Here is an 18766-nt window from a genome sequence, read left to right as displayed (position 1 = left end):
AGAAACGCGCCCGCGATGCTCTTGCTCTTCAGCGCGGCGATCAGCGCGTCCTGATCGACGCACTCGCCGCGCGCGATGTTCACGAGGATCGCGCTGTCCTTCATCGCCGCAAGCTCGTCCGTACCGATCAGCGCATCGGTCTCGCGGGTGGAGGGGGTGGCGATGACGACCCAGTCGAATTCGCCGATCCGCGCCTTCCAGTTATCGGCACCGATAATGCCCTGGTCGGGCCGCGCGCTGCGGGCGACGCCGGTCACCTCGACGCCGAACCCCCTGAGCCGGTCGCCGATCGCCGAGCCGATCGCGCCATAGCCGATGATCAGCGCACGCGTCTCGTCGAGCTCGACCGTGCCGGGCGAGGCCCAGAGCCATTCGCGCCGGTCGGCCGCGCGCACGACATCGGCATAGCCCTTGGCCATGCTGAGCATGCCCAGCACCGCATATTCGGCGACCGCGATGGTGTTGACCCCGACCCCGTTGGTGACGCGGGTACCGCGCGCGATCAGCTGCTCGACGGGAAAATGATCGAGCCCGGCATAGAGCGTCGAAATCCATTGCAACCGCTCGCCCGCGAGCATGACGTCGCGCATCGCCTGCTTGTCGTGCATGTCGACCCAGGCGATGTCCGCATCGACCACCTCGCGCAGCGCCTCTTCGGCCGAGCCGATCCAGACGACCTCCATGCCATCGGGGATGACGCCCTCGATCAATGGACGCACCAGCGCGGAAATCACGGCCTTGGTCATGCTCTCTCCTGTTCCTGGCACCGCCCCGCCTTTTCGTTCTCCGGCGAAAGCTGGAATCCACAGCGGCTACAGCGCAATTTCGCCCCTGGACTCTGGCTCTCGCCGGAGAACGGGCTGGCCTATTTAAGCCTACACCATTCCGTTTGTCCTGAGCGAAGTCGAGGGACGCATGCACGACCGTTTCCGATCACGTCCCTCGACAGGCTCGGGACAAACGGAGGTGGTTCCTGGGGAGGTTAGACCTCGATCCGCCATTCCCAGCCGAGCGGGTCGCCGTCCATCACCTCGATGCCTGCTGCGACGAGCTCGTCGCGGATGGCGTCCGAGGCGGCGAAGTTCTTGTCCGCTCGGGCGTCCTTGCGCAGCTTGAGCATATGCTCGATCTTCGCCTCGTCGATTGTGGCATTAGCGGGGCGCAGCCGCAGGTCGGCGCGCTCGAGCGCCAGCAGGTCGAGCCCCAGCACCGCGTCCATTGCTGTGATCGCAGCGAGGCGCTGCCCAGCATCGACCTTCTTCTGCGCCAGCACGTCGTCGAGCACGGTCAGCGCCTTGGCGGTGTTGAGATCGTCCGAGACCGCCGCGCCGAAATCGCCGAGCAGCTGTTGCAGGCGCGGATGTTCGACCGCACCGGCAACATCCGCCTGGCCGCGCAGCGCCGCGACCGCCATGACCAGCCGCTTGAGCCGCGTCAGCGCCGCCAAGAGATTGTCCCAGCTGAACTCCAGTTCGCTGCGATAATGCGCCTGCAGACACATCAGCCGATAGGCGAGCGGGTGGATGCCCTTGGACACCAGCAGCGGCAGCCGCAGGAACTCTCCGCTCGACTTGGACATCTTGCCCGTCCGGTCGATCAGGAAATTGTTGTGCATCCAGAAGCGCGCGCCGCTGCCGTGCGAGCAGGCAAAAGCCTGGTTCTGCGCGATCTCGTTGGGATGGTGGATCTCGCGATGGTCGATGCCGCCGGTATGGATGTCGAACGGAAAGCCGAGCAGCGCCTCGCTCATCACCGAGCATTCGAGATGCCATCCGGGCGCGCCGGGGCCCCAGGGCGACTCCCATTCCATCTGCCGCGTCTCGCCCTCGGGCGTCCTGCGCCAGATGGCGAAGTCCTGCGCGTTGCGCTTGCCCTCGACCGCCTCGATGCGTCCCTCGCCCGCCTCGGTCGCCGCGCGCGCGAGCGATCCGTAATCGCTCACCGTCGACACGTCGAAATAGAGGCCGCTGGGCAGCTCGTAGCAATGCTTGTCCGCGATCGATTTGGCGAATTCGATCATCTTTGACACATAATCGGTCGCGATCGACCATTCCGCCGGTTGGCGGATGTTGAGCGCCCTGATGTCCTCCCAGAACGCCTCGGTATAATGGCGCGCAATGTCCCAGATCGACTGCGCGCGCTCGGCCGCCGCCTTTTCGAGCTTGTCCTCGCCCTGATCGGCATCGTCGGTCAGGTGCCCGACATCGGTGATGTTGATGATGTGGCGCAGGCGATAGCCCTTGAAGCTCAGCACCCGGCCCAGCGTGTCGGCGAAGACATAGGCGCGCATGTTGCCGAGATGCGCATAGTTGTACACCGTCGGCCCGCAGCTATAGACCCGCGCCTCGCCGGGATGGACCGGCTCGAACGCTTCGAGCGAACGGGTGAGGCTGTTGAACAGCATCAGCGGGGCGGGTTCGGCAGGGCTCGTCATGGCTTCAGCCATTGCCTGCAAAGCGCGCGGGCCGTCAAGCCGACAGGCGCACAGAAAAACCCCGCCCGCACCGGTCGCAGCGGTGCGGGCGGGGCCTGAATGTCGCCGGTGCGGTTACTGATCGCCGCTGGTACCGCCGGCCTGGCTCGATGCCGCCATGGTCTCGACCAGCAGGCCGAGCTGGTTTTCGCAGCCATTCTCGATCAGCGTTCCGGCCAGTTCGTCCACTTCCGTGGGCACGCTCGGCAGGACGACCAGGTCGATCTTGCGCGCGACGCCATCCGGACCGGTGAGCGTGTAGCTGCCCGTGGCGACCGGCAGTTCGGCCATCGGCCACAGCCGGTTGCCCGATCCCTTCTTCCAGTCGATCGTCGCCATGCTGCCGGTTCCGGCGAGCTTCAGCTGGACGTCCTGATCGACCTTGGCGCGCCAGAACATCAGGCGGGCCGGTTCAGCCACGCAGAACTTGCCCGACTGGCTGGCATCGATGAACCACAGGTTGGGGCTGCGCGGCGTTGCCGGAGCCGCTGCCTTGGTGGGGGCGCCACGAACGGCCCCGGTGCGGCTGCGGGTCGCCGGGCCACCGGTGGCGAGCAGGCTGGCAATCTGCGTGCTCTGCGTCTGGTCGCGCTTGACCGTGCCGTCGAGCGTGAACGTGCCGGGTCCGGAAAGCACGCGGGTGCCGGCCTTGTCGAGCACGGTGACCTTGTCGCTGGCCTTCAGCACCACCTTGGTGTTGGCGGGCAGCTTCTTGCCGGCGGGATATTGCGCCGCCGAAGGTCCGACCGAGCGCACCACCATCGACTGGGCCATCGCGCCAGTGCTGGCGGCCGCGCCGAGAGTAAAGACTGCACCAAACGCAAGCGCCCGGCGAAGTACGGACTTCCTTTCAACCGAGAACATAGCTTTCTCCTTTTTGTGTCTGACCAAGTCGCTTGAACAGATTCGCGATGGCCTCTTCCTGCCCCAATTCCGCAAGCTGCGATGTGAGTTGAACCACAGCCTCGCTATTTCCTGCTTCATGCGCCGCCACCAGTTCGGCAATCGCCTGGCGTTCGCTTTCCGGCCTGTCGGGCGCGGGCTCGAATATATCGACCGGTTTCGCGCGCCCCCTTAGCACGATCCGGCCCATCGGGCGATACCAGTCGAGGCCCGAGCGCTCGGCCGCCTCGCGGCTGACCAGCACGCGCGTGTCGAGATTCTTGTTCGCCGCCTCGAGCCGCGCCGCGGTGTTCATGCTGTCGCCGAACGCGGTGTACTGGATGCGCCCCTCGCCGCCGAAATTGCCGACGATCGCCTCGCCGAAATGCACGCCGACGCGGGTGCGGCCGATCGGCGGGACGCCTTCGGGCGCGGACTTGCGGAAATCCTCGCCCGCCTCGTACATCGCCCAGGCCGCGCGCACCGCGCGCTCGCCATCGTCGGGAAAGCCGATCGGCGCACCCCAGAAGGCCACGACGGCATCGCCCACGAACTTGTCCAGCGTGCCGCCATATTGCAGCACGACATCGGCGAGCCGATCGAGATAGTTGTTGAGCAGGAAGGCGACCATTTCCGGCTCGATCGCATGGGTGAGCTTGGTAAAGCCCTCCAGATCGGTGAAGACGCAGAAGATCTCGCGCTTCTCGCCGTGCAGCGCCAGCTTGTCCGGGTCCTTCAGGATCTCCGCCGCCACCGAACGGGGCAGATACTTGCCCAGCGCGTTCTGCGCGAAGGCGCGCTGCTTGGATCCGACCACGCGCGCTGCCGCCCCGACCGAGGTATAGGCGAGCAGCCATCCGGTCGCCCAGCCGAAGCTGGGCAGGTTGAGCGTATCGAAGCCCTGATATTGCAGGATGAACGGCGCGGTCATGAAGAACAGGATCTGGCTGCCGAGCAATATCCCCATGATCCAGGCGCGCGCCTGGCTAATCGCGGTGATGCACCCGGCAATCACCACCGCAAGCGCCATGACCCAGAGCGACCAGTTGGGGAAGGAAAACGGCTGATCCTTGTCGAGCAGCTGCGACATCATGTGCGCGTGCACTTCCAATCCGATCATCTGCGATTCGCCGGTCACGACGTCGCCGATCCGGGTGAGCGGCGTATCGAACTTGTCGAAATCGACGAAATCGCCGCCGATCAGGACATGCCGCCCCTTGACCTCGCTCGCGACGAACTCGGCGCTGGCCGGATCGGCGAACAGGTCGATCGGCAACTTGTTGATCACCGGACGATCCGAGGACAGCGGCAGGCGGAAGCGGATCGCGCCGCGATAATCGGCAAAGTCCGGATTCGGCGGCGTCATCGCGCGCACCATGATCGGCGGCAGGTTCTTGGGCTGGTCGGGCCAGCGGCGGGCCACCCCGTCCGAATCGGTGACGAGGCGAATGCTCGTCGGCTTGGTCTTGTCGGTGGTGATGTCCTTGAGAAAGCCTTCGAGAAACTGCTGCTGGCGGAACTGGATCGCCTCGGTATTGGTCGCGTTGCTGGCATAGGCGACATGCGTCGGCGTGCGCATCGATCGGAACGCGGCCTTGAGCGCCTCGTCGTCATCCTGCGGCTGGTCAAACAGGATATCGATGCCGATCGACTTGGCGCCCATCTTGTCGATATTGGTCAGCGCATTGGCCAGGATGGTGCGATCGACCGGCGAGCGCTGGCCGGTATCGATCAGCGTGTCGTCGGTATAGACCACCATCAGGATGCGCGGGTCCTGGTCGACCTTCTTGGCGAAATTGGCCGCGCGCATGTCGTACATGGCATTTTCGGCATCGCCGAGCAGCGGCATCTCGGTGCTGTAGCGCGCGACAGCCACGGCAAACACCAGAAAGCCCAGCGTCGCCAGCAGCCGCACCAGCCCCAGCTGGCGGATCAGCCGGGTCGCCGAACGTCCCACCTCTTCGCGGCTGGTCGCCACATCGGTACTGTCTGCCCTGCTTGCCATGTCGTCAGTCGCTGCCCCCCGGCGTGTCGCGATCGATGCGCAGTGGCGGCGCGGCGCAAGCAGAAGCCATGGCACAGAGTCCCTGCCCGCCTGGCCCGGCCTCGCTCCGATATGCGCACTTTACCATGATCGCACCCCCAGGCCCGCTGCCCCCATGCAGCGTGCCGATTGAGAAATCTGCCCTCGGTGCGACCCGGTCGGGATTCGTTTCGAATGCTATAGTCTGCCGATGCCGGGCTGACCAGTTGTCGCCGCAGCCCGGAGGATCATTATGCGACGGTCATGTGAACCGGATATGGCCGGACGGGATAACGTCAGAAGCCCCGAAACCGGATCGCGTCATCGATCTCGACGCGCGGCACGGCAAAATTGTTCACCGGGGCATCCGGATTGCGATAGCCGACTGCCATGCCGGTGAAGAAGATATAGTCGTCGCCGATGTCGAGCAGCTCGCGCATATAGCGCCCGTACATCGCCCAGATTTCCTGCGGGCAGCTGTCCAGCCCGGCCTCGCGCAGCAGCAGCATCACCGTCTGCAGCCACATGCCCATGTCAGACCATTGCGGCGGGCCCATATAGGTGCGGCAATAGGTGAAGATCTGCACCGGCGCGCCGAAGCTGTCCCAGTTGCGCATCATCTGTTTCACCCGGCCCGCGCCATCCTCGCGGCCGATGCCCAGCGCATCGAACATCGCCTGGCCGACCGCGCGCCGCTGCTGCTCGTAGCGGCCCTCGAGATCGGCGGGATAGATGGCATATTCCATGCCTTCGCCCATCGGCGCGCTCTGCGCCTTGGCCTTGATCTTCGCGGTCAGCTCGGCCAGCGGCTCGCCCGTCAGCACCACCGCGTTCCACGGCTGGGTGTTGCCGCCCGAGGGCGCGCGCTGCGCCTTGGCCAATATCTCGCGGATCGTTTCCAGCGGCACCGGATCAGGCAGAAAATCGCGCACGGAACGGCGGGTGGCGACGGCTTCGGATACGTTCAAGGCTGGGTCTCCCCTGCAAATTGAATTTAATCGCTTGGTTAAATGGTGCAGCGTGGCTTGGCAAGGCAGGGCTGGAGCATGTGCCACAATTTCGATGGCCCGCTACATACGTCCCTCGACTTCGCTCGGGACAAACGGATCTGGGTGCGTATTTGGTGTGCGCGCGATCGGTTGGCCTAGCCCGCGCACAACGCTTCCCGGCCCTGATCCGCCACAGCCTTCCCCGTTTGTCCCGAGCGCAGTCGAGGGACGTGGCACGCCGCCCCGCCCCCGCGATCACTCGTCGTCGAACAGGCCCGCCAGCTGCTCGACCATTGTGCCGCCCAGTTGCTCGGCATCCATGATGGTCACCGCGCGCCGATAATAGCGGGTCACGTCATGCCCGATGCCGATCGCGATCAGCTGCACCGGCGACATCTTCTCGATCCAGTCGATCACCTTGCGCAGATGCTGTTCCAGATACGCGCCATGATTGACCGAGAGCGTCGAGTCATCGACCGGCGCGCCGTCCGAGATCACCATCAGCACGCGGCGCTCTTCTGGGCGCGCGATCAGGCGGTTGTGCGCCCAGAGCAGCGCCTCGCCGTCGATATTCTCCTTGAGCAGGCCTTCGCGCATCATCAGACCCAGATTCTTGCGCGCGCGCCGCCAGGGTTCGTCGGCCTTCTTGTAGACGATATGGCGCAGGTCGTTGAGGCGGCCGGGCAACGGCGAGCGGCCGTGTGCCAGCCAGTCCTCGCGGCACTGCCCGCCCTTCCACGCCTTGGTGGTGAAGCCCAGGATTTCGGTCTTGACCCCGCAGCGCTCGAGCGTGCGCGCCATGATGTCCGCGCTGATCGCGGCGATGCTGATCGGGCGACCGCGCATCGAGCCCGAATTGTCGATGAGCAGCGTCACGACGGTATCGCGGAACTCGGTATCGCGCTCGATCTTGTACGACAGCGAATGGCCGGGCGCGACGACGACGCGCGCCAGCCGCGCGGCATCGAGCATGCCTTCTTCCTGGTCGAAATCCCAGCTGCGGCTCTGCTGCGCCATCAGACGGCGCTGCAACCGGTTGGCAAGCTTGGTCACCGCGCCCTGCAGATGCGCGAGCTGCTGGTCGAGATAGGCGCGCAGCCGCAGCAGCTCGTCCTCGTCGCACAGGTCGGTCGCCTCGACCACCTCGTCGAAGCGCGTGGTCCAGGCCTTGTACTCGAAATCATTGGGCAGGTCGGTCCAGGGGCGGTTGGGCCGCGTCGGCATCATGCCGTCGTCGCCCATCTCGCCGGGGTCGCCATCGTCCCCCTGCTCCATCTCGCCTTCGGTCTCCGAGGAATCGCCGTCCTCGTTCTCGCCGGTCTGTTCCTCGCCGCGCGCCTCGGTCTCGCCCTGGTCGGTGCCGTCCTGCTCGCCCTCCTGATCCTCGGGCTCGCCCTGTTCGGACGAATCGTCCTCGTCGCCCTCGTCCTGGCTGTCCTCCTCGTCCATCTGGCCCTCGGTCAGCTCCAGATGTTCGAGCAGGCGGTTGGCGAGCGCGGCAAAGCCGGCCTGGTCGTCGAGCGACAGCGCCAGATTGTCGATATCCTCGCCGCCCTTGCTCTCGATCCACTCGCGCACCAGATTGACGCCCGCGACGCTGTCCGCAGGCATCGGCGTGCCGGTGAGCCGTTCGCGCACGATCAGGCCAAGCGCGGTCGAGATCGGCACCTCGTCGGCGCGCGTCGCGCGGCTGATCGGATCGGAGCGCATCCGCATCTCGAGCGCCGCATCGAGGTTCGCGCCCAGCCCGCGCATCGACCGCGTGCCGAGCGCCTCGATCCGCACCTGCTCGACCGCATCGAACGCCGCGCGCGCCACCGCCTCGCGCGGGGCGTTGGCGGCGTGCTGCATCGGGTTGTGATGTTTCAGCCGCAGCGCATAGAGATCGGCAAAGCCGCGCGCCTCGGCGACCTGATCGGCGGGCAGCTTGCGCCCCGGCATCGGCACGCGCAGCTTGGTGCCAGATTGCGACGGCGGATCGGCGGTGAACGCCACCTCGATCTCGGGCTGGCTGGCGATCGCCCGCGCGGTCCCGGCCAGCACGTTCTTCAGGTCATCGAGCGGAGTGCGGTTGGTCATGCGCTATCGCTGGAGATGCAGGGCCCCGATGTCAAGCAAGCGCGAGGCTATTGCGGCGGTTCGGGCGGCGGCGGCCGCTGGCGCTGGACATTCGCACCATTGCCGTCGACGATGACCTCGACCGGCGCGCCGCCGACATCGCCCGAAATGGTAAGCCCATCCGGCGTGACGCGGACATTTGCGCCGCCGACCTTGCCCTCGATCTCACCCTCCAGCAGCGGGCCGATCACCGGATCAGGATCGACCTCCTCGGGCGGCGCGACGGGCGCGGCGCGGCGCTGCGGCACGGCACCGGGCAGCGCCTCGCCCATGAACTGCCGCCAGATGCGCGCGGGCAGCCCGCCGCCGCGAATGCCCTGCATCGGGCTGTTGTCGTCATTGCCGATCCACACGCCCACGACCAGATCGCCGGCATAACCGATGAACAGCGCGTCGCGATTGTCCTGGCTGGTGCCGGTCTTGCCGAAATTGGGGATGTTGAGGCTCGCCGCGCGGCCCGTTCCGCGATTGACCGCCGCGCGCAGCATGTCCTGCATCTGCTCGTGCACGCGCGACGAATAGCGATCGGGCCCGTCGACCAGCCATTCGAACCAGCCCTGCTCTTCGCGCTTGAACGCGTGCGGCTCGACCGGCCACTGGTTGCCCGCGACACCGGCAAAGGCCGCGGTCATCTCGAGCAAGGTTGCACTGCCGCTGCCCAGCGCCAGGCTGGGATCGCCTTCGGCAAACGGCCCCTTGAGGCCGAGCTGCGTCGCCTGCTTGATCACCTTCTCACTGCCGACCTTCTGGAACAGGCGGACGGCGGCGACATTGCTCGAATGCACGAACGCCTCTTCGAGGCTGATGGTACCGCGATAGCGGTCCCCGGCGTTGCGCGGGCGATAGCTGCCGGTGGTGATCGGGCTATCCTCGATGACCGAATCCGGCTCCATCCCCGCTTCGAGCGCCGCCAGCCAGACGAACAGCTTGAAGGTGGAGCCGGGCTGACGCTTGGCCTGGGTCGCGCGGTTGAAGGGCGATTGCGCGTGATCCTTGCCGCCGACCATCGCGACGACCTCGCCATTGGTGCGCATCGCCACCAGCGCGACCTGCGCCTTGCCGAGGCCAGCGCGCGCGACAATGCGCTCTGCCGCGCGTTGCAGCCGGGCATCGAGCGTGGTCGTCAGCGTCAGGCGGCTGTGCGACATCTCGGTGAGCGCGCGCGCCTGGGGCATCGCCCAGTCGGCGAAATAGGTGCCATTGGCGAGCTTGGGCCGCTCGTGCACATCGAGCCGCGGCTGCGGCAGCGCATCCGCCTCGGCTTGCGTCAGATAGCCGGCATCGACCATGGCGGCGCGCACCATTGCCGCGCGCTTGCTCGCACCCTGCCAGTTGCGCGTCGGCGCAAAACGCGAGGGGGCCTGGACCAACCCGGCCAGCAGGATCGCCTGTTCGGGCTTCAGCTTTTCGGGCTGGCGATAGAAATAGTGGAGCGAGGCGGCGCGCAAGCCATAGACATTATCGCCGAAATAGGCGTTCGACAGGTACCGGCTCAGGATATCGTCCTTGCTCAGCCAGGCCTCCAGCCAGAAGGCGATCAGCATCTCGCGCAGCTTGCGCGTCAGGCTGCGTTCGGGGGTGAGGAAGCTGATCTTGGCGAGCTGCTGCGTGATCGTGCTGCCGCCCTGCACGCTGCTGCCGGTGATGTTCGACCACAGCGCACGCGCCAGCCCGCGCGGGTCGATGCCCCAGTGCGAATAGAAGCGCCGGTCCTCGATCGCGAGGAACGCTTCGACCACATGCGGCGGGAGCCTGTCCACGGCCACCGGCTCCTCGACCACCGCGCCGCTGCGCGCGATCGGCGTGCCATCGGCGGCGAGCAGCGTGATCTCGGGCGGCGCGATCGGCTCGAGCGACTTGGAAAGCGGTGCGGTGATCGCCAGCCAGGCGAGCAAGATCAGGAACAGCGCGAACAGCCCGGCCAGCACGCGCCTGGCCCACCATCCTCGCGTGCGCGGGGGCTTCACCGGCTCCGGCGCAGCCTGGCCTATATCGGCCGGATCAAGCCAAGGGGCGGCCAGGACGCATCGGCAGCAGAAGCCCCGCCCAACCCAAAACGCCCCGATCCGAATCGCATTTTCCTGAACACAGTTGGTGTATTATATGATTATGACAGCAGTGACCAGATGTGCATCATGCGCCAAGGAATGCGCGACAGCGTTCAGCCAGCCGGGGCACATCGTTGACAGCGGCTGCATAGATGATCTCATGATCGATCATGTCGTATTCGTGTCGCAAGCGGTTCCCGAGGCCACGTAATGCATGAAAGGGAACCTCCGGTGCGATAGTGGCCATCCGCTGTTCGCCAACCCGGATAACCGCTTCGGTAATCCGCTGAAGGCACCGTTCAATCGCGTCAACGGTCATGCGACTTGCGGCAAACTGCTCGAAGCCCATGCCATTCAGATAATCAGCCACATATTGCGCGTTCTCGACAATATCGAGCAGCCTATCTCGTTCGCGGTCAGAAGACATGGACGCGATCCCGATCAATGGCGATCTGCATGCGTGCCTTGCGGGCCGGTTCCGCTACCAGGTCGACCTTGGTCGTCAGTATCTCTTCGAGACGATCGGCAATCCTTGCATACTGGAACAGGCCTACCTTGGCCTCCGGTGCAAACCTGGCCGCCAAATCAATATCGGACTGGGCGCCTTCCTCACCGCGCGCGGTCGAACCGAACAGGGACAGCTGGACGACCCCGAGTTGCCGAAGCTCTGCCTCGTGCGCCTTCAGTCTCGCAATCGCTGTCGCCTTGTCCATGGCTTCCCCGTTCGTTCACCCCCGGCCGACGATGCTCTCCGGAAGGTCCTCGCCGAACACGCGCTGGTAATATTCCGCGACCAGCATCCGTTCGGCCTCGTCGCACTTGTTGAGGAACGACAGGCGGAAGGCGAAGCCGATATTGTGGAAGATCGCGGCGTTCTGCGCCCAGCCGATCACGGTGCGCGGGCTCATCACGGTCGAGATATCGCCGTTGATGAAGCCTTGGCGGGTGAGATCGGCGACCTTGACCATGTTCTTGACCACCTTGGGGTCGGTTTCGCCGACCTTGGCGAGCACGACCTTGGCCTCGGTCTCGGCGGGCAGATAGTTGAGCGTGCACACGATGTTCCAGCGGTCCATCTGGCCCTGGTTGATCTGCTGCGTGCCGTGATACAGCCCGCTGGTATCGCCCAGGCCCACGGTGTTCGCGGTCGCGAACAGGCGGAAATAGGGGTTGGGGCGGATCACGCGGTTCTGGTCGAGCAGGGTCAGCTTGCCCTCGGTTTCGAGCACGCGCTGGATCACGAACATCACGTCGGGGCGACCCGCATCATATTCGTCGAACACCAGGGCGGTCGGTGTCTGCAGCGCCCAGGGGAGCAGGCCTTCGCGGAACTCGGTGACCTGCTTGCCGTCGCGCAGCACGATGGCATCGCGGCCGACCAGATCGATACGGCTGATATGCGCGTCGAGATTGATGCGGATGCACGGCCAGTTCAGCCGCGCGGCAATCTGTTCGATATGCGTCGACTTGCCGGTGCCGTGATAGCCCTGCACCATCACGCGGCGATTGTGCGCAAAGCCGGCGAGCACCGCGAGCGTGGTCTCCGGGTCGAACACATAGGATGGATCGAGATCGGGCACACGCTCGTCGGCCTCGCTGAATGCGGGCACCTGCATGTCGATATCGACGCCGAACAGCTCGCGCGCATCGACCATCTTGTCGGGCGCATCGAGCAGGGTGCCATCGCGGCTGTCGGGCTGGGTGTTCGAAATATCGGTCATGGCGTTTTCCGGTGTTCTGAGTCGTCGAAGGGGCGCTCCGCCCTGTCAGGCGAACGCGGCAAGTTTGCGCAAGTGCGTATAGGCGGCGATGACCTCCTGCAAGGCTTTCTCGTGGCTGCGATCCCCGCCATTGCGATCGGGATGATAGGTGCGCACCAGCTGCGAATAGGCCTTGCGGATCGTCGCGCGCGTCGCATCCGCGCCAAGCCCTAGCGTCTTCAGCGCATTCTGGTCCGCTGCCGACAGCCCGCGCTGCTGTGCGCGGGCGGAATCGGCCGCTGCCCGCGCCCGGTCCGCCATGTTCTGTCGGAAGCGCGCGCCGATGGCGTCGAGCGGATCGGCAAAGTCGCTCCAGCGCGGCGTCTGCCCTGCCCCGGCCGCAAAGGCGCGAGTCTCGCGGTCCCACCCCGCTGTCGGGCGCTGCGCCTGGTAGATTTCCTCCGCGCTCATGCCGGCAAAGAAATTGTACCGCTCGTTGAACTCGCGAATGTGGTCGAGGCAGAACCAGCGATAACGGCCTGGCCCGTCGAAGCGCGAGCCGTGGCGCTGGTCCTCGGGCGGCGGGGCGCGGAACTCGCCATCCTCATGGCAGCCGGCCCAGTCGCAGGCGCGGCCCGTGCCCTCGACCCGGCCATGAAAGCGCGCGCGCCGCCGCGCCGCGCCGCCATCCTGTCCCGAGTTGCCGCTATCTGCCAAAACCTGTCGCCATGCCCATGAGTGCGCCGCCTCGCCAAGGGGCGGAAAGCGGCCTATATAGGTGCGCATGACGATGAAAACCAAGGGGCCGATGGCCCATGAGATCGAAACCCGGCTGATGGCCGCCCTGTCCCCGACACGGCTCGACGTGATCAACGACAGCGCCAAGCATTCGGGCCATATGGGCGATGACGGTAGCGGCGAATCGCACTTCACGGTGGAGATCGAAAGCGCCGGATTCGCGGGCAAGTCGCGGCTCGAGCGCCAGCGCCTGGTCAACCGCGCGCTGGGCGACCTGCCGGGACAGAAGGTCCACGCACTGGCGATCAAGGCCAAGGCGCCGGGGGAATAGAGCTGAGCATCAGGTCGGCCTCGTTTTCCTCGACGCTCACGGCCGATCGCGAGACGGTCTGGCAGTCGGCCACCTCGATCGCCGGGCTGCGGCAGGAAATGATGCCGTTGCTGGCCATGACAGCGCCTGCAGGTTTCGAGCGCCTTGCCGATAGCGATATCCAGCTGGGCAAAGCCGTGTTTCGCAGTCGCATGCTGATCGGCGGTGTTCTTCCCGTCGGAACCAGTATGCTGACCTTCAGCAGCTTCGAACCGGGTTTCGGCTTTGTCGAACAGTCGCCGATGACCGGGATGCGCCGCTGGCAGCATGAACGGCGCATCGACGACGTGCGCGGTGGCTGCCGCGTGTCCGACACGCTGAACTTCGAGCCAGGCCTGGTCCCCGGACTGACCGCGCGGCTCGTCGAACTGCTCTTCCACCACAGGCATCGCCGGTTGCGGCGCATGTTCGGAGAAATGCAATGACCTCCCCCATCGCCTTCACCCTGCTCCCTACCAGCCATGACCTGGGCGGATTCACCGTGCGCCGCGTGCTGCCGCAGAAGAAGCGCGCGATGGTGGGGCCGTTCATCTTCGTCGACGAATTCGGCCCGGCGCAGCTCGATATCGGGCGCGATCTGGGGGTGCGGCCGCATCCGCATATCGGGCTGGCCACGGTCACCTATCTCTTTACCGGCGGCATCGACCATCGCGACTCGCTCGGCACCTTCCAGACCATTCATCCGGGCGAGGTGAACCTGATGACCGCCGGGCGCGGCATCGTCCATTCGGAGCGCAGCCCGCAAAGCGAGATGGCCACCGGTGCCCGGCTGTTCGGCATGCAGACCTGGCTCGCCTTGCCCGATGCGCTCGAAGACACCGATCCCGCGTTCGAGAATATCGGCTGCGATGCGCTGCCGGTGATCGACGACGGCAAGGCCAGCGCACGGATCATCATGGGCTCGCTCTGGGGCGCGACCGCGCCGACCACCTGCCATAGCCCCACCATTTATGCCGATATCGTGCTGCAGCCGGGCGGCTCGCTGCCGATCGACAGCGAAGCGGACGAACGCGCGGTGATGCTGGTCGATGGCGACGCCGCGCTCGACGGGCTGCCGCTCGAGCCCTATCTGCTCTATCTGATCGCGCCGGGGGCAAAGCCCAGGCTGGAGAGCATCGGCGGCGGGCGCGCGATGCTGCTGGGCGGCGCGGATTTCGCGTCGGAACGGCATATCTGGTGGAATTTCGTCGGATCGTCGAACGACCGCATCCGCGATGCGGCCGATCGCTGGAACCGGGGGGCTTTCCCCAAGGTCCCGGGCGACAGCGAAGAGTTCATCCCGATCCCCGAAGTGCCGCTGACGCGCGGACGGACGTAAAGATAAAATCCAGCCCGTGGTTCGTCATTCCCGCAGAAGCGGGAATCCCGCTTTGCTGCTGACTGGTGGAGACCAAGCGCGACCCCGCCTTCGCGGGGGTGACGCGAACTGGGCGATGCCATAGAACCTCCGGAAAACGACACTCCGGAGAGCCGCCGCATGATCGACTTCCCCCTCACCCGCATCGCCTTGCCGACCGGGGTCGAGCTCGATGTCGCGATCGCCGGACCCGAGGATGCCCCGCCGCTGATCCTGCTCCACGGATTTCCCGAATCGCACCGAACCTGGCGATATGTCATGCGCCATTTGCAGGATCGCTACCGGCTGATCGCCCCCGACCAGCGCGGTTTCTGCAACTCGTCCAAGCCGCAAGGGGTGGAAAATTACCAGCCCAAGCACATGGTCGCCGACCTGATCGCGCTGGCCGACCATCTGGGCATCGATACGTTCACGCTGGTCGGGCATGACTGGGGCGGCGCGATCGCCTGGATGGCGGCGCTCAACCATCCCGACCGAGTGACGCGCCTCATCATGGCCAATGCCGCGCACCCGTTCACCTATCAGAGGGCGCTGTTCGACGATCCCGACCAGCGCGCCTCGGCGCAATATATCACCGAGATGCGGCAACCCGATTTCGAGGACAGGGTGCGCGCCATGGGCTGGGACGCCTATTTCGATTCGCGCTTTGCCGAGCCGAGCGCCGCGGTGCACATCACGCCCGAGGAACGCGCGATCTACCTCGCGCAATGGCAGACACCCGGCGCGTTCACCGCGATGGTCAACTGGTACCGCGCCAGCCCGCTGATCGTGCCGCCGATGGATGGCGAGGTCGAGCGCCCCGCCTATCTGTCGCGCGCCTTCCCGCCCGTGACCCAACCGACCTTGCTCTACTGGGCAATGGACGATTTTGCGCTGCGCCCCTCGTTGCTCGACGGCATCGAGACGCTGGTGCCCAACCTCATGCTGGTCAAGGCGCCTGGCGGGCATTTCGTGCCCTGGGAGCAGCCGCAGGCGCTGATCACCGCGATGGAGCAATTCCTGGCGCGCTAGAGCATCCGCCGCCTGAGCTGGGGCACCGCCAGCGTTTCGAGCGCGGCGGCGATGCCCTTGAGCGGCCAGCGCTGGGCGGCGGGCAGATGCGCGGCATGGATCGCCATGTAATCGATCCCGCTGCGCGCGCCGCGCTGCTGCTTGAAATGGCCTGCGCCTGCCGATCCGTGGAGCCGCAAGCCATGTCGCAGCGCGAAATCGCCAACCAGCCACGAGGCGATGCGGTAGAGCCCGTCCGATTGCGGGCGCTGCCTATCATATCCCATCATCGGATTGGTCGCGATTCCGCCGCGTGCGACAATGCCGACGGCGGCCATGACCTGCCCGGCACGATCACGCACGACGCGGAGGTGAAACAACCCGCTCTCGACCGCCAGCTGCATCCATGCAGCGCTGTACTGCGGGTTCAGTGTGGAATATTTGGCGATATAGAGCATCGCATAAAGCTCGGCGACCCGCGCGGCATCGGCGTCATCGAGGTGCGTCACGTCCTCGACGGCCAGGCCCGATTGCGGCAGCTTGCGGCCGTCGTTCTTCACGCTCTTGCGCACCGCCCAGTCGCGCTGCAGGTCATCGGTCACCCAGATCTGGCGGCAGGGCAGCAGCATCCAGCCATCGGCGCGGAGCGCAGAGGTCAGCGAGGGACACGACCAGTCATCCACCGAGCGGATCAGCAGATAATGGCCGGGATAGCGCGCCGCCAGCCGCTGGCGCAGCTCGGCCAGCCCCTCGCCTTTCCAGTCGCCATGCAGGCAGGTGGAAAGCAACCAGTTGTCGATCTGCACAGCGCGGTTGATGCCCAGCGCGCGCAGCAGCCGGTCGGTCGCCGCGATCGCCGCAGCCGCGGGCATCCGCATCCACCCCAATTCGACCAGATCGAGTTCGGCGCGCGGATAGAGCGCATAGGCGCTGTGCGGTGCGGCGACATAGCTCATGCCGATCGCGCCATCGGTGACGATCACCGGAAGCGCGTACCCGCCCGCCTGCTCGACAAACGCTTGTGCCTCGACATTGGCAACCAGCGCGCGGCTGCCCAGCGCCTGGAGGCGACCCACGAACTCCGCAGCATCGGGATCGGTCCATCCGGGCGCGCCAGCCTGCTTGAACTGCGCCGCGTGCGGCAGGCTGGTCATCGGATGGAGGCTCCTCATCGCATCGCGACGCGCGGACCATGTGCGCGGTTCTTGTCGCCCGGTTAGCGGTGCTTGGCGTCAATGGCGTGACAAGGCTGGCGCAATGGCGTTCAGCGGCCTCGCGCAGGCAATGCGCCAGGCTCAAGCGCGCTGGCCGGCAGGCGACCGAAAGGCGGAGCCGGCTCGGAACCGACCCCGCCTCCCTTTGGTCAGCTCAGCGACTTTGCAAAGGTGACCTTGTCGTCGCCCTTGGCCCAGTAATCGCGGATCACGGCTTCGCGCCGGTACCCCAGCTGCTCGTAGAAGCGGCGGGTGCGCGCGAACGCCTCGGTGCCCGAGGTATCGACGAGCAGCAGCCGGATGTCCTGCGCCGCCAACTCGTGCTCGACCGCTGCCATCAGCGCCGAGCCCAGCCCCTCGCCGTGCCGCGCCGGGTCCACAGCGATCAGCAGCAGGTTCCAGACCCGGTCGGCCATGGCTTCAGGGACGAAATAGCACACGGCATCGACATGCCCGTCTTCGAGGACGAGCCAGCGCTGGTCTTCGGCGCCGCCGAAGAACGGCGCGGTCATGTCGTCGAGCATGTCGGGCGGAAACATCGCATTGGCTTGGACGAGAAAGCGGACGCGATCGAGATCGCCGCGCAGCAGCGGGCGAATGGCATCTTGGTACATGGTAAACCTTCGGAACTTGGAATGTGGGTAAGCGATCGGAAAAGCGGGTCTTTCCGTCGATCGTTTCAGGATGCCGAACCCGCAAGGGTTCAGCCGAAAGATGCAATCCTGGTCAAAAACACTCCATGCGCCACCCATGGGCGCGCCCTGTTATCGCGCAGGCTGGGACGACACGCAAGCGGCGGCCATGGCGTTCGAGTGCATTTTCGCATATGCTGCACTGCAGAAACAGCCCCGGGAGCGGCGCGCCTGTCGCATGCGGGTCTGCGCGCAAGGGAGCCCGCCATGCCCGACTGGAAGCCCGCCACCTATCCCAGCCTCAGCCCCTATCTGATCTGCCCGGATCCGGAGGCGCTGATAGCGTTCCTGACCACCGTATTCGGTGCGAGCATCGCGCGGCGCTTCGACAGGCCTGACGGATCGCTGATGCATGCCGAGCTACGCATCGACGACAGCATCGTCATGGTCGGAGGCGGCGCGACCGAATATCGCTCGGGCGAGGTGCACCTGCATCTCTACGTGCCCGATGCGCAGGCGGTTTACGACCGCGCTCTGGCCGCGGGCGGCGAAGCGGTACGCGAACCCGAACGCAAGGCCGACGACGACGACCTGCGCGGCGGCTTCCGCGATCCGGCCGGCACGATCTGGTGGGTGGCGACGCAATAGGTGGAGCGGGGCAAAGTCCTCGACGCATCCGGTTCGCGCGGACAGCGCAGAAGCCTCCCACCAGACCCGTTCAGCCTGAGCCTGTCGAAGGCCCCGCGCCCATGCGCCCCAAATCATGCCGTTCTCCGGCGAAAGCCGGAGCCCAGGGCGGTCTGGTGCCATCTCGCTCTGGATTCCGGCTTTCGCCGGAAAGCGGCTGAGGGTGGGGCAACCGGTTGCGCGGGGCCTTCGACAGGCTCAGGCTGAGCGGAGGTAGGGCGGACTTTGAACTGGATGGGCAAAAAGCTGCCATCCAGCAACCGACCTCGTTGCGGCCGTTGCAGATCGTGCCTAATCTATTTGCATAACGTCCAGTCAGGTTGAAATATGTTGTCCAAGCAATTGAAATTTTTTCTCGTGGGCGGTTTTCACACGCTACTTTGCATTGTCATCATAAAGAGCATCGGGTGGATTGGCCTTCTGGCTGCTCTCCCATTTTTCTTCCTCACCCCGTTCATTGTCCATTACTTGAAAAGCAAGTGGGAACGGCGCAACTCGTTACCTTAGACGTGTTGTGCAGTAGATTGAAGGCAGCCACCTACGAT

At 65.6% G+C, this 18766-nt stretch carries 19 protein-coding genes; 6 read left to right on the top strand and 13 right to left on the bottom strand.

The window, feature by feature from the left end; translation table 11 throughout:
• From DM995_RS01815 to DM995_RS01765, 11 genes are all read right to left on the bottom strand, one after another.
• A partial coding sequence (locus DM995_RS01815) for an NAD(P)-dependent oxidoreductase (RefSeq protein ID WP_116970278.1) occupies nucleotides 1-746 on the bottom strand: 746 nt, incomplete at its 3' end.
• 236 nt (nucleotides 747-982) lie between these two features.
• A complete protein-coding gene (gene cysS / locus DM995_RS01810) occupies nucleotides 983-2434 on the bottom strand; it encodes a cysteine--tRNA ligase (RefSeq protein WP_116970277.1) in 1452 nt (483 codons plus the stop codon).
• Between the two features lie 114 nt (nucleotides 2435-2548).
• A complete protein-coding gene (locus DM995_RS01805) occupies nucleotides 2549-3247 on the bottom strand; it encodes a hypothetical protein (RefSeq protein WP_116968308.1) in 699 nt (232 codons plus the stop codon).
• Between the two features lie 76 nt (nucleotides 3248-3323).
• Nucleotides 3324-5360 carry an adenylate/guanylate cyclase domain-containing protein gene (locus DM995_RS01800; protein ID WP_116968307.1) on the bottom strand — a complete coding sequence of 679 codons (2037 nt, stop codon included), beginning with the start codon at nucleotides 5358-5360 and terminating at the stop codon, nucleotides 3324-3326.
• 314 nt (nucleotides 5361-5674) lie between these two features.
• Nucleotides 5675-6346: a nitroreductase gene (locus DM995_RS01795; protein ID WP_116968306.1), complete on the bottom strand. Its 672-nt coding sequence runs from the start codon at nucleotides 6344-6346 to the stop codon at nucleotides 5675-5677.
• A gap of 276 nt (nucleotides 6347-6622) precedes the next feature.
• On the bottom strand, nucleotides 6623-8446 hold the full coding sequence (cobT, locus tag DM995_RS01790; protein ID WP_116968305.1) for a cobaltochelatase subunit CobT: 1824 nt from the start codon (nucleotides 8444-8446) through the stop codon (nucleotides 6623-6625).
• A gap of 47 nt (nucleotides 8447-8493) precedes the next feature.
• Nucleotides 8494-10476: a transglycosylase domain-containing protein gene (locus DM995_RS01785; protein WP_502696596.1), complete on the bottom strand. Its 1983-nt coding sequence runs from the start codon at nucleotides 10474-10476 to the stop codon at nucleotides 8494-8496.
• Nucleotides 10477-10618: 142 nt separating this feature from the next.
• The gene (locus tag DM995_RS01780) at nucleotides 10619-10960 is read right to left on the bottom strand and encodes a HepT-like ribonuclease domain-containing protein (RefSeq protein ID WP_116968303.1); all 342 of its coding nucleotides are present in this window, start codon (nucleotides 10958-10960) and stop codon (nucleotides 10619-10621) included.
• A complete protein-coding gene (locus DM995_RS01775; protein WP_116968302.1) occupies nucleotides 10950-11246 on the bottom strand; it encodes a nucleotidyltransferase family protein in 297 nt (98 codons plus the stop codon). Before DM995_RS01775 ends, DM995_RS01780 begins: the two co-directional genes overlap by 11 nt.
• 15 nt (nucleotides 11247-11261) lie before the next feature.
• Nucleotides 11262-12254 (bottom strand): cobaltochelatase subunit CobS, encoded by a 993-nt coding sequence (cobS, locus tag DM995_RS01770; RefSeq protein WP_116968301.1) that lies wholly within the window; start codon nucleotides 12252-12254, stop codon nucleotides 11262-11264.
• A gap of 45 nt (nucleotides 12255-12299) precedes the next feature.
• Nucleotides 12300-12950 carry a J domain-containing protein gene (locus DM995_RS01765; protein ID WP_232823977.1) on the bottom strand — a complete coding sequence of 217 codons (651 nt, stop codon included), beginning with the start codon at nucleotides 12948-12950 and terminating at the stop codon, nucleotides 12300-12302.
• Between the two features lie 67 nt (nucleotides 12951-13017).
• Between DM995_RS01765 and DM995_RS01760 the strand changes: the two genes are divergently transcribed.
• The 4 genes from DM995_RS01760 (at nucleotide 13018) to DM995_RS01745 (ending at nucleotide 15709) form a co-directional block, all read left to right on the top strand.
• A complete protein-coding gene (locus DM995_RS01760; RefSeq protein WP_116968299.1) occupies nucleotides 13018-13302 on the top strand; it encodes a BolA family protein in 285 nt (94 codons plus the stop codon).
• Nucleotides 13188-13766, top strand: coding sequence for an Rv1443c family protein (locus DM995_RS22870; RefSeq protein WP_502696595.1), 579 nt, complete (start codon nucleotides 13188-13190; stop codon nucleotides 13764-13766). Before DM995_RS01760 ends, DM995_RS22870 begins: the two co-directional genes overlap by 115 nt.
• Nucleotides 13763-14659: a pirin family protein gene (locus tag DM995_RS01750; protein WP_116968297.1), complete on the top strand. Its 897-nt coding sequence runs from the start codon at nucleotides 13763-13765 to the stop codon at nucleotides 14657-14659. Before DM995_RS22870 ends, DM995_RS01750 begins: the two co-directional genes overlap by 4 nt.
• A gap of 159 nt (nucleotides 14660-14818) precedes the next feature.
• Nucleotides 14819-15709: an alpha/beta fold hydrolase gene (locus tag DM995_RS01745; RefSeq protein WP_116968296.1), complete on the top strand. Its 891-nt coding sequence runs from the start codon at nucleotides 14819-14821 to the stop codon at nucleotides 15707-15709.
• Here DM995_RS01745 and DM995_RS01740 read toward each other — a convergent pair.
• Together DM995_RS01740 and DM995_RS01735 are read right to left on the bottom strand one after the other, a co-directional pair.
• Nucleotides 15706-16842 (bottom strand): hypothetical protein, encoded by a 1137-nt coding sequence (locus DM995_RS01740; protein ID WP_116968295.1) that lies wholly within the window; start codon nucleotides 16840-16842, stop codon nucleotides 15706-15708. The genes DM995_RS01745 and DM995_RS01740 overlap by 4 nt on opposite strands.
• Nucleotides 16843-17051: 209 nt before the next feature.
• The gene (locus tag DM995_RS01735; RefSeq protein ID WP_116968294.1) at nucleotides 17052-17516 is read right to left on the bottom strand and encodes a GNAT family N-acetyltransferase; all 465 of its coding nucleotides are present in this window, start codon (nucleotides 17514-17516) and stop codon (nucleotides 17052-17054) included.
• Nucleotides 17517-17801: 285 nt separating this feature from the next.
• On the opposite strand from DM995_RS01735, the gene DM995_RS01730 reads away from it, so the two are divergent.
• Together DM995_RS01730 and DM995_RS22060 are read left to right on the top strand one after the other, a co-directional pair.
• On the top strand, nucleotides 17802-18182 hold the full coding sequence (locus DM995_RS01730; RefSeq protein ID WP_116968293.1) for a VOC family protein: 381 nt from the start codon (nucleotides 17802-17804) through the stop codon (nucleotides 18180-18182).
• A gap of 359 nt (nucleotides 18183-18541) precedes the next feature.
• The coding region (locus DM995_RS22060) for a hypothetical protein (RefSeq protein WP_232823976.1) at nucleotides 18542-18766 on the top strand (225 nt) is incomplete at its 3' end.

The sequence above is a fragment of the Blastomonas sp. UPD001 genome, from assembly GCF_003426715.1.
Classification (GTDB): domain Bacteria; phylum Pseudomonadota; class Alphaproteobacteria; order Sphingomonadales; family Sphingomonadaceae; genus Blastomonas.
This window is presented reverse-complemented; position numbering and strand designations above follow the sequence as displayed.